The sequence below is a fragment of the Streptomyces pimonensis genome, assembly GCF_041380215.1.
GTDB lineage: Bacteria > Actinomycetota > Actinomycetes > Streptomycetales > Streptomycetaceae > Streptomyces > Streptomyces pimonensis.
Map to the genome: position 1 here is coordinate 125,645 of NZ_JAHWZY010000009.1, position 16,335 is coordinate 141,979.

10 protein-coding genes and 1 tRNA gene are annotated in these 16,335 nt (G+C 71.8%); all 11 read left to right on the plus strand.

The window, feature by feature from the left end:
* Positions 1-75: 75 nt before the first annotated feature.
* The 11 genes from bldG to KYY02_RS11975 all read left to right on the plus strand — a co-directional run bounded on the left by bldG (position 76) and on the right by KYY02_RS11975 (position 16,080).
* Entirely contained in the window at positions 76-417 is a 342-nt protein-coding gene (gene bldG / locus KYY02_RS11925; RefSeq protein WP_003991900.1) for an anti-sigma factor antagonist BldG, read from the plus strand.
* Positions 418-528: 111 nt separating this feature from the next.
* Positions 529-951, plus strand: a complete 423-nt coding sequence (locus KYY02_RS11930; RefSeq protein ID WP_371237873.1) for an ATP-binding protein — start codon at positions 529-531, stop codon at positions 949-951.
* A gap of 318 nt (positions 952-1,269) precedes the next feature.
* The gene (locus tag KYY02_RS11935; protein WP_371237874.1) at positions 1,270-3,675 is read left to right on the plus strand and encodes a sodium-translocating pyrophosphatase; all 2,406 of its coding nucleotides are present in this window, start codon (positions 1,270-1,272) and stop codon (positions 3,673-3,675) included.
* Between the two features lie 193 nt (positions 3,676-3,868).
* Positions 3,869-4,459 carry a small secreted protein gene (locus KYY02_RS11940; RefSeq protein WP_371237875.1) on the plus strand — a complete coding sequence of 197 codons (591 nt, stop codon included), beginning with the start codon at positions 3,869-3,871 and terminating at the stop codon, positions 4,457-4,459.
* A gap of 36 nt (positions 4,460-4,495) precedes the next feature.
* Positions 4,496-6,025, plus strand: coding sequence for a DUF7059 domain-containing protein (locus KYY02_RS11945; protein ID WP_371237876.1), 1,530 nt, complete (start codon positions 4,496-4,498; stop codon positions 6,023-6,025).
* 286 nt (positions 6,026-6,311) lie between these two features.
* The gene (locus KYY02_RS11950) at positions 6,312-6,509 is read left to right on the plus strand and encodes a hypothetical protein (protein ID WP_371237877.1); all 198 of its coding nucleotides are present in this window, start codon (positions 6,312-6,314) and stop codon (positions 6,507-6,509) included.
* Positions 6,510-6,754: 245 nt separating this feature from the next.
* Entirely contained in the window at positions 6,755-9,583 is a 2,829-nt protein-coding gene (topA, locus tag KYY02_RS11955) for a type I DNA topoisomerase (protein ID WP_371237878.1), read from the plus strand.
* A gap of 169 nt (positions 9,584-9,752) precedes the next feature.
* Complete coding sequence (gene tmk, locus KYY02_RS11960; RefSeq protein WP_371237879.1) at positions 9,753-12,908, plus strand: dTMP kinase; 3,156 nt, start codon at positions 9,753-9,755, stop codon at positions 12,906-12,908.
* A gap of 88 nt (positions 12,909-12,996) precedes the next feature.
* Positions 12,997-14,202: a DNA polymerase III subunit delta' gene (locus tag KYY02_RS11965; RefSeq protein WP_371237880.1), complete on the plus strand. Its 1,206-nt coding sequence runs from the start codon at positions 12,997-12,999 to the stop codon at positions 14,200-14,202.
* A 97-nt stretch (positions 14,203-14,299) separates the two neighbouring features.
* A complete protein-coding gene (locus KYY02_RS11970) occupies positions 14,300-15,889 on the plus strand; it encodes an alpha/beta hydrolase (protein ID WP_371237881.1) in 1,590 nt (529 codons plus the stop codon).
* Positions 15,890-16,006: 117 nt separating this feature from the next.
* Positions 16,007-16,080, plus strand: a tRNA-Thr gene (locus KYY02_RS11975).
* Positions 16,081-16,335: the final 255 nt, after the last annotated feature.

A 16,335-nucleotide genomic window follows, 5' to 3' on the forward strand; every position in this document is an offset into this window, starting at 1 on the left:
GCTGGCGAACCGTCCCGGGGGCTGAGCCGAGATGCCCCAAGGGCGACCGCTCGATAGCTAGGTGCTGGAGGATCCGTGGACCTGTCCCTGTCGACCGAGACCATGGGCGATCGCACGATCGTCAGGGTCGGTGGCGAAATCGACGTATATACCGCGCCCAAGCTGCGCGAGCAGCTGGTCGAGTTGGTGAACGACGGCAGTTTCCACCTTGTCGTCGACATGGAAGGCGTGGACTTCCTCGACTCCACCGGACTCGGCGTGCTGGTCGGCGGCCTGAAGCGCGTCCGTGCCCATGAGGGCTCACTGCGCCTGGTCTGCAACCAGGAGCGTATTCTCAAGATCTTCCGCATCACCGGCCTCACCAAGGTGTTCCCGATCCACACCTCGGTGGAGGAAGCGGTGGCGGCCACCGACTGACCGCCCCGCTCCCGGGCCGCGTGCCCGGCGGCGGAGGAGAAGGCAGGAGGAGGGCCGGGCTTCTTACGGCCCGGCCTCTCCACAGCACGCCCGTAGTCGCGAGGGGGATGCATGGCCACCGTCGAACTTCGCTTCAGCGCGCTGCCCGAGCACGTCAGGACCGCCCGGCTCGTGGCGGCGGCGGTGGCGCGCAGGGCCGGAGTGGACGAGGCCGTCCTCGACGAGGTCAGGCTCGCCGTCGGTGAGGCCTGCAGCCGTGCCGTGGGACTGCACCGGAACGGTGGAATTCCGGCGCCCGTGAAGGTGCTGCTGATCGAGGAGGAGAAGCAGTTCTCCATCGAGGTCGGCGACGAGGCGCCCCACGCGGTCCCCGGTGAGCGGGTGCCGGGTGACGCGACGGAGACCGAGGAGGACGAGATGGGCCTCGCGGTCATCAGCGGACTCGTCGACGACGTCGAGGTCAGCGCGGGGGAGCACGGCGGATCGATCCGCATGAGGTGGCCCACCGCGTCGCCGGCCACTCTCCTCGCCTGACCGCTTCACCCGGACGGCGACTGTTTTCCGAAGGGCCCCCTCGTGGGGCCCTTCGTCATGTGCGGGTGCCGGCACCCGCGCTTACAGTGGTCTCGAGCGGTTGACCGCGTGAATTCGTTCACGACCGGCCGTGCCATGGAAATGCGCTCGCGTGAATGCCCCCAAGGCGTTACCGATTTCCGGTAGCCGGCCGTCCGGAGGTCGTCGTGGGAGGGTGCGTGCGCGGCATTCACATTTCACGCGCTCTGTTTTGATCGGCTTCCGGTACCTACAATCCCGTCCACATCTTGAGCTCAGCCCAAGCGTCAAGGAGGACGAATGGCGGGGCTTTCCCTCACACAAGAGTCGGGCCGACCCACATCCCTCGCAGCCGCCGTGCTGACCGACGACAACCGCCTGCTCGTGGTGGTCATCGGCGTCGTCGCGCTGGCGGCCCTGGTGGTCGCGGGAGTCCTGGTGCGCCAGGTCCTCGCGGCCGGCGAAGGCACCGACGGCATGAAGAAGATCGCGGCAGCGATCCAGGAGGGCGCGAACGCCTATCTGGCCCGTCAGCTGCGCACCCTCGGCGTATTCGCCGTAGTCGTGTTCTTCCTGCTCATGCTGCTGCCCGCGGACGACTGGAATCAGCGTGCCGGACGATCGGTGTTCTTCCTGATCGGAGCGGCGTTCTCGGCGGTCACCGGATATATCGGCATGTGGCTCGCCGTGCGCAGCAATGTACGGGTCGCGGCGGCGGCGCGCGAAGCGACTCCGGCCGAGGGCGAGCCGGAAAAGGACCTCACCGTCGTCTCGCACAGAGCGATGAAGATCGCTTTCCGTACGGGCGGTGTCGTCGGCATGTTCACCGTCGGCCTCGGCCTGCTGGGCGCCTCCTGCGTGGTGCTGGTGTACGCGGCCGACGCCCCGAAGGTGCTCGAGGGGTTCGGTCTCGGGGCCGCGCTGATCGCGATGTTCATGCGGGTCGGCGGCGGCATCTTCACCAAGGCCGCCGACGTCGGCGCCGACCTGGTCGGCAAGGTCGAGCAGGGCATTCCGGAGGACGATCCGCGCAATGCCGCGACCATCGCCGACAACGTGGGCGACAACGTCGGCGACTGCGCGGGCATGGCGGCCGACCTGTTCGAGTCGTACGCCGTGACCCTGGTGGCCGCGCTGATCCTGGGCTCGGCGGCGTTCGGCGACGCCGGGCTCGCCTTCCCGCTGCTGGTGCCCGCCATCGGCGTCCTCACCGCGATGGCCGGCATCTTCGCGGTGGCCCCGAGGCGCGCCGACCGCAGCGGTATGAGCGCGATCAACCGGGGGTTCTTCATCTCCGCGCTGATCTCGCTCGTCCTGGTCGCGATCGCCGTGTTCGTCTACCTGCCGTCGTCGTACGCCGATCTCGACGGCGTCACCGACGAGGTGATCCTGGGCAAGGACGGCGATCCGCGGTTCCTCGCGCTCGTCGCGGTGGCCATCGGCATCGTGCTCGCGGCCCTCATCCAGCAGCTCACCGGTTACTTCACCGAGACCACCCGGCGTCCCGTGCGGGACATCGGCAGGACCTCGCTCACCGGCCCGGCCACCGTCGTCCTCTCCGGCATCTCCCTCGGTCTCGAATCCGCCGTCTACACCGCCCTGTTGATCGGTCTCAGTGTGTACGGGGCGTTCCTGCTCGGCGGCACCTCGATCATGCTGGCGCTGTTCGCGGTGGCGCTGGCCGGCACCGGACTGCTCACCACGGTCGGTGTGATCGTCGCGATGGACACCTTCGGTCCGGTCTCCGACAACGCGCAGGGCATCGCCGAGATGTCCGGCGACGTACAGGGCGCGGGCGCCCAGGTGCTCACCGACCTGGACGCGGTCGGCAACACCACCAAGGCCATCACCAAGGGCATCGCGATCGCCACGGCCGTACTGGCGGCGGCGGCGCTGTTCGGCTCGTACCGGGACGCCATCACCACCGGCGCGCGGGACGTGGGCGAGAGGCTCAGCGGTGAGGGCGCGCCGATGAGCCTGATGATGGACATCTCCCAGCCCAACAACCTCGTCGGTCTGATCACGGGCGCGGCGGTCGTCTTCCTCTTCTCGGGGCTGGCGATCAACGCGGTGTCGCGGTCGGCGGGTTCGGTGGTATACGAGGTGCGGCGGCAGTTCCGCGAGAAGCCCGGGATCATGGACTACAGCGAGGAGCCGGAGTACGGGAAGGTCGTCGACATCTGCACCAAGGACGCCCTGCGCGAACTCGCCACGCCCGGACTGCTCGCCGTGATGGCGCCCGTCTTCATCGGGTTCACGCTCGGCGTCGGCGCCCTGGGCGCCTTCCTCGCGGGCGCGATCGGCGCGGGCACCCTGATGGCGGTCTTCCTCGCCAACTCCGGTGGAGCCTGGGACAACGCGAAGAAACTCGTCGAGGACGGCCACCACGGCGGCAAGGGCAGCGAGGCCCATGCGGCCACCGTCATCGGCGACACCGTCGGCGACCCCTTCAAGGACACCGCAGGCCCCGCGATCAACCCCCTGCTGAAGGTGATGAACCTGGTGGCGCTGCTCATCGCGCCCGCGGTCATCCAGTTCTCCTACGGCGCGGACAGGAGCGTCGGGACGCGGGTCCTCGTCGCGGTCCTGGCGCTGCTCGTGATAGTCGGCGCGGTGTACGCGTCCAAGCGGCGCGGCGTCGCGGTGGAGGACGAGGACGACGCCGAGCCGGAATCCAAGTCCGCCGATCCGGCGGTGGTTTCCTAGCGCCGGACGGCGGACAACGGGTCAAGGTGCGGGCGGGCGGCACGTATTGGCGTGCCGCCCGCCCTCTCCCCGCTCGCGGGGTCCATGCCGTGAGCCTTCTCTCGCGTGGTGCAAATGGCTTCAAAAGTCCCTTACCGGATGTTCGACGGATGGGTCCAGGCCATCCGGCGTGTATGTTCCGGGGCCGAAGGCCATGGAAGGGACCAATCCGGTGAACAAGAAGCTCGCGGCCGCACTGTCCGGCGGTGCGGTACTGGTACTGGCGCTGACGGGATGCGGCGGCGGCGACGACAACGAGAAGCTGGACGCCTGGGCGAAGCAGGTCTGCGACGCGGTGCAGCCGCAGGCCGCGAAGATCAGGTCGGCCAACGCCGCGATCCAGAAGGAGACCTCGGACAACAGTACGCCCGAGGAGGTCCAGAAGGCCGACTCGAAGGCCTTCCAGGACATGTCCGAGGCCTACAAGGCCATCGGCGCCGCCGTGAACAAGGCCGGGGCGCCGGACGTCGAGGACGGGGAGAAGAAGCAGACGGACGCGGTCAAGGAGCTCAACGACATCTCCGCGTCGTACGCCTCGCTGAAGAAGCAGGTCGACGGCCTCGACACGGACGACCAGGCGAAGTTCGCCGATGGTCTGAAGGACATCGCCGCCGAGCTGGACAAGCTCGGCAAGAGCGGCAGCAACGCCCTCAGCGCGCTGGAGGAGGGCGAGGTCGGCAGGGCGATGTCCCGCCAGCCCAGCTGCCGGACGGCCACCGCGACGGCGGGGACCGCCGGGAACTGACACCGCGGGACGCGCCGGGGGAGGGCGGCGGCCACAATGGAGGGCGTGAGTGACGCCAGCCTGCCGCCCCTGCCCTCGTCCGACCGTCCCGAAGCCGCCGCCCGGCTGCGGGACGCACTGCTCGGAGCCTCCTTCACCGCCGACGGACTGCTCGAACTGCTCGGCGCCCCCGCCTACGCGGCGCTGGCGCGCAGCGAGACGGTGCCCGCCCTCCGGGCCACCCGCGGGGACACGCCGCTGGAGACGCTCGTACGGCTGTTCCTGCTGCAGCAGCCCGTGCCGCACGCGCGCGTGGCGGACGTCCTGCCCGTCGACGTCTGCCTGGAGAGCGGATGGCTGAAGCGTGCCGGCGCGGACGACCTCACCGCGACCGTGGACGTACGGCCGTACGGCGGGCCGGTCGGCGAGGACTGGTTCATCGTGTCCGACCTGGGGTGCGCGGTCGGCGGCGCCGGGGGCATCGGCAGCCGGGACGAAGGCGTGGTGCTCGGCGTCGGCGGGGCGTCCACGACCCTGGCCGGCATCACCGTCCGCACACCCGTGACCTCCGCGCTCGACCTCGGCACCGGGTCCGGCATCCAGGCGCTGTACGCCGCCCGGCACGCCACGCGCGTGACGGCCACCGACGTCAACCCGCGCGCCCTGCACATCACCGCGCTCACCCTGGCCCTCTCCGGAGTTCCGTCCGCCGACCTGCGCGAGGGCTCGCTGTTCGCTCCGGTCCGGGAGGACGAGACGTACGACCTGATCGTGTCCAACCCGCCCTTCGTGATCTCGCCGGGCGCCCGGCTCACCTACCGCGACGGCGGGATGGGCGGGGACGATCTGTGCCGCACGATCGTTCAGGGGGCGGGGGAACGGCTGAACGAGGGCGGGTTCGCGCAGTTCCTCGCCAACTGGCAGCACGTCGAGGGGGAGGACTGGCAGGACAGACTCAGGTCGTGGGTGCCCCGCGGGTGCGACGCCTGGATCGTGCAGCGCGAGGTGCAGGACGTCACCCAGTACGCCGAACTGTGGCTGAGGGACGCGGGCGACCACCGCGGTGACCGGGCCGGGTACCGGGCGCGGTACGACGCGTGGCTGGACGAGTTCGAGGCGCGCAGGGTGAGGGCGGTCGGTTTCGGCTGGATCACCCTGCGCAAGTCGGGATCCGCCGCGGAGTCGATCACGGTGGAGGAGTGGCCGCACCCGGTCGAGCAGCCGCTCGGTGAGACGGTCAGGGCGCACTTCGACCGGCTCGACTACCTGCGGACGCACGACGACGCGGCGCTCCTCGAAGCGCGTTTCGCGTTGGCCGCAGAGGTCGTGCAGGAGCAGGTCGGGCTGCCCGGCGCCGAGGACCCGGAGCACGTCGTGCTGCGGCAGAACCGCGGGATGCGCCGGGCCACCAAGGTGGACACGATCGGCGCGGGCTTCGCCGGCGTGTGCGACGGCACCATGGGCGCGGGCCGGATCCTGGACGCCATCGCCCAGCTCCTCGGCGAGGACCCCGTACTGCTGCGCGACCGGACGCCGGCCCAGATCCGGCTCCTCGTGGAGCAGGGATTCCTGGAGCCCGTCGGCTGACACGGGCGGCGGCGGTCCCACGAACGGTCCCACGGCGACCTCGGCAGGTCGTCCCATGAGTCACGTCACTGTCCTCCACCGCTTCTTTCGCGCCTACCGCAGACGCCGCCCGGCTCCTTCTCCTCGATCCGGAATGTCCGTGAAAGGTCCCCCGGGCCCGTCTCCGGACACTTGATCAGGCCCGTGGCCCTCGCGTTCACCTCCGATTCGCCTGTCCGCCGCCCGGGGGTGGCAGCGTCCCTCGGGGGCCGGTACCGGCGGACGGGAAAGAGGGCATCGGGCGACCATGGAGAGCGGACCGGCGATCTTCGCGGGAACGGTGTTCTGCCTGTTCGGGGGCGGACTGCTGGCCTGGACCGTGACCCGCGTGCGGCAGCACCGCCCCGTCGCCCAGGGTGTGAGCCCCGTCGCATCGATCACCGTCGCGGGACTCGTCGCGACGATCTCCCTGGCCCTCGGCGCATGGTGCCTGACCCGCCTGTGAGGTGCGTGGAACCCCAGCGGCTGCCGGTAACCGGTAGATCGCACTCCGCATAAGCGCAGGCGGAGTCCGGACACTCCGGGCGGCAGGAACGGTGGTAGTCGGGTTACCGTTCGAGTGGCCGTTGCGGGCTTTTCCCGTTTGACACGGGGGCGGGATGTACCGTCACACTCCGCAGCGTCACCACGACCCGACCCAGGGGAGACCGCCTGGGGAGCCCCAAGCGTCGACCGGAGAGAAGAGCGAAGTTGTCCCCGACCAGCGAGACCGCGAAGGGCGGCCGCCGACTCGTCATCGTCGAGTCGCCTGCCAAGGCGAAGACGATCAAGGGCTACCTCGGCCCCGGCTATATCGTCGAGGCGAGCGTCGGGCACATTCGTGATCTTCCCAACGGCGCCGCCGAGGTGCCGGAGAAGTACACCGGCGAGGTGCGTCGCCTCGGTGTGGACGTCGACCACGACTTCCAGCCGATCTATGTGGTCAACGCGGACAAGCGGGCCCAGGTCAAGAAGCTGAAGGACCTGCTGAAGGAGTCCGACGAACTCTTCCTCGCCACCGATGAGGACCGTGAGGGCGAGGCCATCGCCTGGCACCTGCAGGAAGTGCTCAAGCCGAAGATCCCGGTCAAGCGGATGGTCTTCCACGAGATCACCAAGGACGCGATCCGCGCGGCCGTGGCCAACCCGCGCCAGCTCAACCAGAAGCTGGTCGACGCCCAGGAGACCCGCCGCATCCTCGACCGCCTCTACGGCTACGAGGTCTCGCCGGTCCTGTGGAAGAAGGTCATGCCCCGGCTGTCCGCCGGCCGCGTCCAGTCCGTCGCCACCCGGCTCGTGGTGGAGCGGGAACGCGAGCGCATGGCTTTCCGTTCCGCCGAGTACTGGGACCTGACGGGCACCTTCGCGACCGGCCGCACCGGTGACGCGTCGGACCCCGCGTCGCTCCTCGCCCGCCTGCAGACCGTCGACGGGCGCAGGGTCGCGCAGGGCCGCGACTTCGACTCCCTGGGACAGCCGAAGAGCGCGAACACCCTCCACCTGGACGAGGCGAACGCCCGCGCCCTGGCCGCCGCCCTGGAGAACACGCGGTTCGCCGTGCGTTCCGTCGAGTCCAAGCCCTACCGCCGCTCGCCGTACGCCCCGTTCCGCACGACGACGCTGCAGCAGGAGGCGAGCCGCAAGCTCGGCTTCGGGGCGAAGGCCACGATGCAGGTCGCGCAGAAGCTGTACGAGAACGGCTACATCACCTACATGCGCACGGACTCGACGACCCTGAGCGAGACGGCGGTCGCCGCCGCCCGCGCCCAGGTCACGCAGCTGTACGGCGCCGACTACCTGCCCCCGCAGCCGCGCACCTACGCGGGCAAGGTCAAGAACGCGCAGGAGGCGCACGAGGCGATCCGCCCCTCGGGCGACCGTTTCCGTACGCCCGCCGAGACCGGGCTGACCGGCGACCAGTTCAGGCTCTACGAGCTGATCTGGAAGCGGACCGTCGCCTCGCAGATGAAGGACGCCACCGGCAACTCCGTCACCGTGCGGATCGGCGGCACGGCGGCCGACGGCCGGGACGTCGAGTTCAGTGCGTCCGGCAAGACGATCACCTTCCACGGCTTCCTGAAGGCGTACGTGGAAGGCGCCGACGACCCGAACGCCGAGCTGGACGACCGCGAGCGCCGGCTGCCGCAGGTCGCCGAGGGCGACGCCCTCACCGCCGAGGAGATCACGGTCGACGGGCATGCCACCAAGCCCCCGGCCCGCTACACCGAGGCGTCGCTGGTCAAGGAGCTGGAGGAGCGCGAGATCGGTCGTCCGTCGACGTACGCGTCGATCATCGGCACGATCCTCGACCGCGGCTACGTGTTCAAGAAGGGCACGGCCCTGGTGCCGTCCTTCCTCTCCTTCGCCGTGGTCAACCTGCTGGAGAAGCACTTCGGCCGGCTCGTCGACTACGACTTCACCGCCCGGATGGAGGACGACCTCGACCGCATCGCGCGGGGCGAGGCACGGGCGGTGCCGTGGCTGAAGCGGTTCTACTTCGGCGAGGGCGCGAGCAACGGTGACGCGGCCGACGCCGGCAACGGCGACGGGGACCACCTCGGCGGTCTCAAGGAGCTGGTGACCGACCTGGGCGCGATCGACGCGCGCGAGGTGTCGTCGTTCCCGGTGGGCAACGGCATCATGCTGCGGGTCGGGCGCTACGGCCCGTACATCGAGCGCGGCGAGAAGGACACCGAGCAGCACCGGCGCGCCGACGTCCCCGACGACCTCGCGCCCGACGAGCTGACCGTCGAACTCGCCGAGGAACTGCTCGCCAGGCCGAGCGGCGACTTCGAGCTGGGCACCGACCCGGCGACCGGTCACGTGATCGTCGCCAAGGACGGCCGCTACGGCCCGTACGTCACGGAGATCCTCCCCGAGGGCACCCCGAAGACCGGCAAGAACGCGGTCAAGCCGCGCACCGCCTCCCTCTTCAAGTCGATGGCGCTGGACACGGTGACGCTCGACGACGCACTGAGGCTGATGTCGCTGCCGCGCGTGGTCGGCACGGACGCCGAGGGCCAGGAGATCACCGCGCAGAACGGCCGCTACGGGCCGTATCTGAAGAAGGGCACCGACTCGCGGTCGCTGCAGTCCGAGGAGCAGCTCTTCACGATCACGCTGGAGGAGGCGCTGGCGATCTACGCCCAGCCCAAGCAGCGCGGTCGGGCCGCGGCCAAGCCGCCGCTGAAGGAGCTGGGCACCGACCCGGTCAGCGAGAAGCCGGTCGTGGTGAAGGACGGCCGCTTCGGTCCGTACGTCACCGACGGGGAGACCAACGCGACGCTGCGCTCCGGAGACAGCGTCGAGGGGATCACCCCGGAGCGCGGCTTCGAGCTGCTCGCCGAGAAGCGGGCGAAGGGCCCCGTCAAGAAGACGGCGAAGAAGACGGCGGCGAAGAAGACGGCGGCCAAGAAGGCGCCGGCGAAGGCGACGGCCGCCAAGAAGACCGCGGCGAAGAAGACCACGACCGCGAAGAAGACGACGGCGAAGAAGACGGTCGCCAAGAGGGCGACCGCCTCGAACGGGGCGGAGGACTGAGCCCTCCGCACGCGGGTAGACGCCAAGGGCCGCGGACCTTCGCCGGAACCTGTGCCGATCTTCGCCAAGGGTTCGGAATGCGAACGTCCCGGCAACACTTCGATGTCGGGGCGTGAGCATGTCAGGCGCGTCGCGCCGGGCTCCCGGCCCGGGCCGATAGGCTGAACGCATGACGCGAGCCGAGCAGCCAACGGCCCCACAGCCGGCCCCCGACGACACCCTTGTCGTGGACTCCCGCGAGCGTGCCGTCCGCGCCCTGCTGCGCCGACCGCAGCTGAGACGGCTGTGGAGCGCGCAGCTCGTGGGCGGGGTCGGCGACGTCCTCGCCCTCCTGGTGCTGGTCCTCCTGGCCCTTCAGGCCGCGGTCGCCGAGGGCTCCTTCGGCGGGGGCTACCGGGGCGCGGCGTTCGCAGTGGCGACCGTTCTCGGGGTGCGCATCCTGGCGACGCTGCTGTTCGGCGCCGTCCTCCTCGGCCCGCTCACGTCGCTCACCTCGCAGGACGGGCCGCTGGACCGCCGCTGGACCATGGTCGGCGCCGACGGGTTGCGCGCCGCGCTGCTCATCGTGGCGCCGCTGTGGATCGACTGGACTCCCGAGAACGCACTGGCCGTCCTCCTCGTCACCGCCTTCGTGACCGGAGTCGCCGAGCGGTTCTGGACGGTGTGCCGCGAGAGCGCCGCACCCTCGCTGCTGCCCGCCCCGCCGCCGGAGGGCGCGACCGTGCGCCCGCTGCCCGACCACATGGACGCGCTGCGCCGCCTGTCGCTGCGCACGAGCTTCGTGGCGATACCGCTCGCGGCCGTCACGCTCGTCGTCTCGGCCCTGCTCAACAACCTGCTCGGCACCGGGATCGACTGGTTCGGCGCGCACCAGGCGGCCCTCGCCTCGTACGTCGCGGCCGGCCTGTTCGCCGCGTCGCTGTCCGTCCTGACCTTCCTGGAGCTGCCCGGCACCCGCACCCCGCGCGCCCGGTCGCCGCTGGAGGGACTGCGCCGCCCGAAGAGCGCCGCCGGCGCCGACAAGGGCCGCACCGGCGCGCTGCCGCTGCTGGTGCTCGCGTCCGCGTCCGTCGCCGCCGCCGTGTCGGCCGCCGTCGCCGTGTCGGTACTGCACGCCAAGGACCTGGGCGGCGGCCCCGTGCTGTACGGCCTGCTGGTGGGCGCGCTGACCGGCGGTGTCGTCGTCGGTATCCGTACGGCGCCCGCCCTGCTGCCGGCCCTGTCCCGGCGCCGGCTGCTCGCGCTCGCACTCGCCTTCACGGGGGTCGCGCTGCTGGCCGCCGGACTCGTACCGGACGTCACCAGCGTGGTGCTGATCATGGCGCTGGCCGGTGTCGGCGCGGGGCTCGCCGCCGGCACCGGGCACACGCTGCTCGACCAGGAGACCGAGGAGCAGCGGCGGGCCCGCACGACCGGGCACCTGCACGCGGTGGTCCGGGTCTTCGTGGCGCTCGGCGCGGTGATCGCCCCGCCGGTCGCCGCGGTCATCGGGCCGCACCGGCTGGAGAACGGCCGGTTCGTCTTCGCGCACGGCGGCGCCGCCTTCACGCTGATGCTGGTCGGCGCGCTGCTGCTGCCGATGGCCGCGCTGGTCCTCGCCAAGGTCGACGACCGCTCCGGGGTGCCGCTGCGGCGGGACCTGCGCGACGCGCTGCTCGGCGGCAGCGACCCCGGGCAGGCGTCCGCCGCCTCCGGCTTCTTCATCGCCCTGGAGGGCGGCGACGGCGCCGGGAAGTCCACCCAGGCCGAGGCCCTCGCCGATTGGATCAGGGCCAAGGGACACGAGGTCGTGCTCACCCGTGAGCCCGGGGCGACCCCGGTCGGCAAGCGGCTGAGGTCCATCCTGCTGGACGTCTCCAGCGCCGGCCTCTCGCACCGCGCGGAGGCACTGCTGTACGCCGCCGACCGTGCGGAGCACATCGACACCGTCGTACGGCCCGCCCTGGAGCGCGGCGCCGTCGTCATCACCGACCGGTACATCGACTCCTCCGTCGCCTACCAGGGCGCCGGACGCGACCTGTCGCCGACCGAGATCGCCCGCATCAACCGCTGGGCGACCGACGGGCTGGTCCCGCATCTGACGGTGCTGCTGGACGTGGACCCGGGGACCGCGCGGGAGCGCTTCACCGAGGCGCCGGACCGGCTGGAGTCGGAGCCCGCCGAGTTCCACGCGCGCGTGCGGGCCGGTTTCCTCACCCTGGCCGCGGCCGACCCCGGCCGCTACCTGGTGGTCGACGCGGGCCAGGAACCGGAGGCGGTCACCACGGTGATCCGGCACCGCCTCGACCAGGTGCTGCCACTGTCCGAGGCCGAGATCCGGGCCCGCGAGGAAGCACGCCGCAGGGCCGAGGAGGAGGCCCGCCGCAAGGCGGAGGAAGAGGCGGCCCGCAAGGCCGAGGAGGAGCGCCTGGAGCGCGAGCGCGAGGAGCAGCTCGCCCGGCTGCGCGCCGAGGAGGAGGAGCGCAAGCGGCGCGAGCTGGAGGAGGCGCAGCGACGCGAGGCGGAACGGCAGGCGGAGGAGGCCCGGCAGCGGGCCGAGGAAGCACGCCGGCGAGCGGAGGAGGAGCGGCAGCGGCTGCTCGCCGAGGAGAAGGCGCGCGCCGAGGAGGAGGCCCGCCGCAAGGCGGAGGAGGAACGCCGCCGCAAGCAGGCCGAGGAGGAGGCGCGGCTGCGCGCCGAGGCCGAGGCGCTGCGCCTGGAGAAGCGGCGCAAGGCCGAGGAGGCGCTGCTGCGCGCGGAGCAGGCCCGGCGGCTGGCCGAGCAGGCGGCCGCTGCGGCGGAGGCGGGACCGAGGACGACGACCGCCCCCGGTGCCGCGGGCCGGCGGGCGGTCGACGAAGCGGCGACCGTGCCGACGCCCGTGGTGAAGCCGACGAACCCGTCGGGCGGGCCGGCCGACGAGACCGCCGTGCTGCCCCGGGTGCCGGACGAGGACGCCGGGCAGCGGTCCGGCGGCCGGCCCGGGGCGTCCGACGCCGAGGTGACGACCGAACTGCCGAAGCCGCCGGTCCTGCCGGGTGCGGCGGACGAGACGGCGGTGCTGCCTCCGGTGCGGGGGGACGAGCAGGGCCCCGCGGACCGGCGGGTGCCGTCGGGCTACTTCCGGGACGAGCGCCCGGCGAACGGACCCGGGGGAGCCGGCGGACCCGACGACCGTACGCGCGAGCTGCCCCGGATCGATCCCGGGGGGCCCCGCCGCCGGCAGCGTTCGGACTGGGCCGAGGAGACTCCGCTGGACGACCTTCCGACGCTGGCCGACGAGCTGCTGGGCCCGCATGACGACGGGCGTGGCGACGAGGACGGGGGCCGGGGCCGCCGGCGCTGACCGTCCGGTCCGCGGATGCGGGCGTTGTCAGTGCCCGCCCGCACAATGGATCCGGTGAGGCAGACGTGACGGAAGGACGGGCTGACCCATGACCGTGTGGGACGACCTCGTCGGGCAGGAGCGGGTGAGCGAGCAGCTCGCCGGCGCCGCCCGCGACGCGGACGCGCTCGTCACCGCGGCGGCCACCGACGCGCCCCCGCCGGAGGCGTCGAGGATGACGCACGCCTGGCTCTTCACGGGCCCGCCCGGCGCGGGACGCGACCAGGCCGCGCGTGCCTTCGCCGCCGCGCTCCAGTGCGTCAGCCCCGACCGCGCCCTCGGCGGAGCCCCCGGCTGCGGCTTCTGCGACGGCTGCCACACCGCGCTGATCGGTACCCACGCGGACGTCAGCTCGGTCGCCGCCGTGGGAGCCGTGATCCGCGTCGAGGACATGCGTGACACCGTCCGCAAGTCGTTCACCGCTCCGGCGAACGGCCGCTGGCAGGTGATCCTCGTCGAGGACGCCGAGCGGCTGAACGAGAAGTCCGCCAACGCCGTCCTCAAGGCCGTCGAGGAGCCCGCACCCCGCACCGTCTGGCTGCTGTGTGCGCCCTCCGTCGAGGACGTCCTGCCGACGATCCGCTCCCGCTGCCGCCACCTCAACCTGAGTACTCCGTCGGTGGCCGCCGTCGCCGACATGCTCGTCCGGCGCGAGGGCGTCGAGCCGGACGTCGCCGCCGCCGTCGCCCGAGCCACCCAGGGCGACGTCGACCGGGCCCGTCGCCTGGCCACCGACCCGGCCGCCCGCGCACGCCGGGCCTCCGTGCTGAAGCTGCCGCTGCGGGTCGAGGACGTCGGCGGTGCGCTGAAGGCCGCCCAGGAACTCGTCGACGCCGCCGCCGAGGACGCCAAGCAGCTCGCCGAGGAGATGGACGGCAAGGAGGCCGAGGAACTGAAGACGGCGCTCGGCGCGGCCCAGGGCGGCCGACTGCCGCGCGGCACGGCAGGCGTGATGAAGGACCTGGAGGCCGACCAGAAGCGTCGCAGAACGCGCACGCAGCGCAACACCCTCGACATTGCGCTGAGTGACCTGACCAGCTTCTACCGCGACGTCCTCGCCCTCCAGCTCGGCTCGCGCGTCGCCATCGCCAACGGCGACGCGGAGGACGCGCTGGAGCGCATGGCCCGCAGCAGTTCCCCGGAGTCCACACTCCGCCGCATCGAGGCGATCGCGGCGTGCAGCAAGGCCCTGGACCGCAACGTGACCCCGCTGCTGGCCGTGGAGGCGATGACGATGGCCCTCAGAGCGGGCTGACCGAGGACATCCGCCCAACGGCTCGACACGGCGACGCGCACGAGGCGCGTCGCGCACGCAGAGCACTCCTTCCGTCGCGCACGGTTACGCTCGCTGTATGGACACAAGGCGCACCCACCGCAGGACCCGTACCGGAACCGGAATCGCTCTGCTCGCCGCCTCCGCACTGCTGATCTCGGGCTGCTCCTCGGGGAACAGCCCGAGTACGGCCAGTGCGGCGACGGGGGAGACGGCGGCCCTCGCCCCCCTGCCCCGCTCCGCACCCGAGGCCCTCACGCCGTACTACAGGCAGAAACCGGCCTGGCGCGACTGCGAGGTCCCCGGTTTCCAGTGCGCCACGCTGAAGGTCCCGCTCGACTACGCCGAACCGGCGGCCGGTGACGTGCGCCTCGCCCTCACCCGCAAGAAGGCCACGGGCCCCGGGAAGCGACTGGGCTCACTACTGGTGAACCCCGGCGGCCCGGGCGGCTCGGCGGTCGGCTACGTCCAGGCGTACGCCGGGATCGGTTATCCGGCCGACGTGCGCGCCCGCTACGACATGGTGGCCGTCGACCCGCGGGGCGTCGCCGGCAGCGCACCCGTCGAGTGCCTGGACGGGCCCGGGATGGACGCGTACACGCGGACGGACATCACGCCGGACGACGTGAAGGAGACCGGCGCGCTGGTCGCGTCGTACAAGAAATTCGCCGAGGGCTGCGGGGCGGACGCGCCGAAGCTGCTGCGCCATGTGTCCACCGTCGAGGCGGCCCGGGACATGGACATCGTCCGGGCCGCGCTGGGCGACAGCAAGCTGAACTACGTCGGCGCCTCCTACGGCACCTTCCTCGGCGCGACCTACGCCGGGCTGTTCCCGGACCGGGCGGGCCGGCTGGTGCTGGACGGCGCGATGGACCCCTCGCTGCCCGCGCGGCGGCTCAACCTCGAGCAGACGGAGGGCTTCCACACGGCGTTCACCGCCTTCGCGAAGGACTGCGTGCGGCGGAGCGACTGCCCGCTCGGCGGCCGGAGCACCGGTGCCGGGCGGGCCGGCGAGAACCTCAAGGCGTTCTTCGAGAAGCTCGACAGCCGGCCGATCCCCACCGGCGACGCCGACGGCCGCAGACTCACCGAGTCGCTCGCGACGATCGGCGTCATCGCCGCGATGTACGACGAGGGCGCCTGGCCGCGACTGCGCGAGGCGTTGACGGCCGCGATGAAGGAGGACGACGGCGCCGAACTCCTCCTCCTCGCCGACAGCTACTACGAACGTGACGCGAACGGCGACTACAGCAACCTGATGTTCGCCAACGCGGCCGTGAACTGCCTGGACCTCCCGCCCGCCTTCGACTCCCCGGACGAGGTGCGACGCGCGCTCCCCGCCTTCGAGAAGGCGTCCCCGGTGTTCGGCGAGGGCCTCGCCTGGGCCTCGTTGAACTGCGCGTACTGGCCGGTGCGGGCCACGGGGGAGGCCCGGCGCATCGAGGCGAAGGGCGCGGCCCCGATCGTCGTCGTCGGCACCACCCGGGACCCGGCCACCCCGTACCGCTGGGCCGAGGCCCTGGCCGGCCAGCTCTCCTCGGCCCGCCTCCTCACCTACGAGGGCGACGGCCACACCGCCTACGGCCGCGGCAACGCCTGCATCGACTCCGCGATCAACGCCTATCTGCTCGCCGGCACCCCGCCGAAGGAGGGGAAGCGCTGCTCATAGCCGGTACGACCGCCCCCGGAGGCGTCCACTCCGGCCCGCCTCCGGGGCCGGTACGAAGCACCCCGGAAACTGTGTAGACTTACCGACGTTGCTGATCGCACCACAGGTGCGCAGCGCGCCGCCTTAGCTCAGATGGCCAGAGCAACGCACTCGTAATGCGTAGGTCTCGGGTTCGAATCCCGAAGGCGGCTCCGTGAAAGCCCCAGGACTCACTCGCCGTGACCTGGGGCTTTTGCTTTTGCCGGATGCGGCCCCGGGCTTTGGCGAGACGGGGACCGCCCCTGGCGTGGCTAGGGCTGTCCGGTTCATCAGGAGGGTCGTGGACCACGGAAGCGCGTGGACGCGAAGTGCAGCGGGTGCCATGATCACGGCGGCGTCCCACGTGGGTTTGGCGCGCTGGGAGGGGAACCGCGCTGCTCTGTCTCGCCATGCCTTCTGTGCTGGTG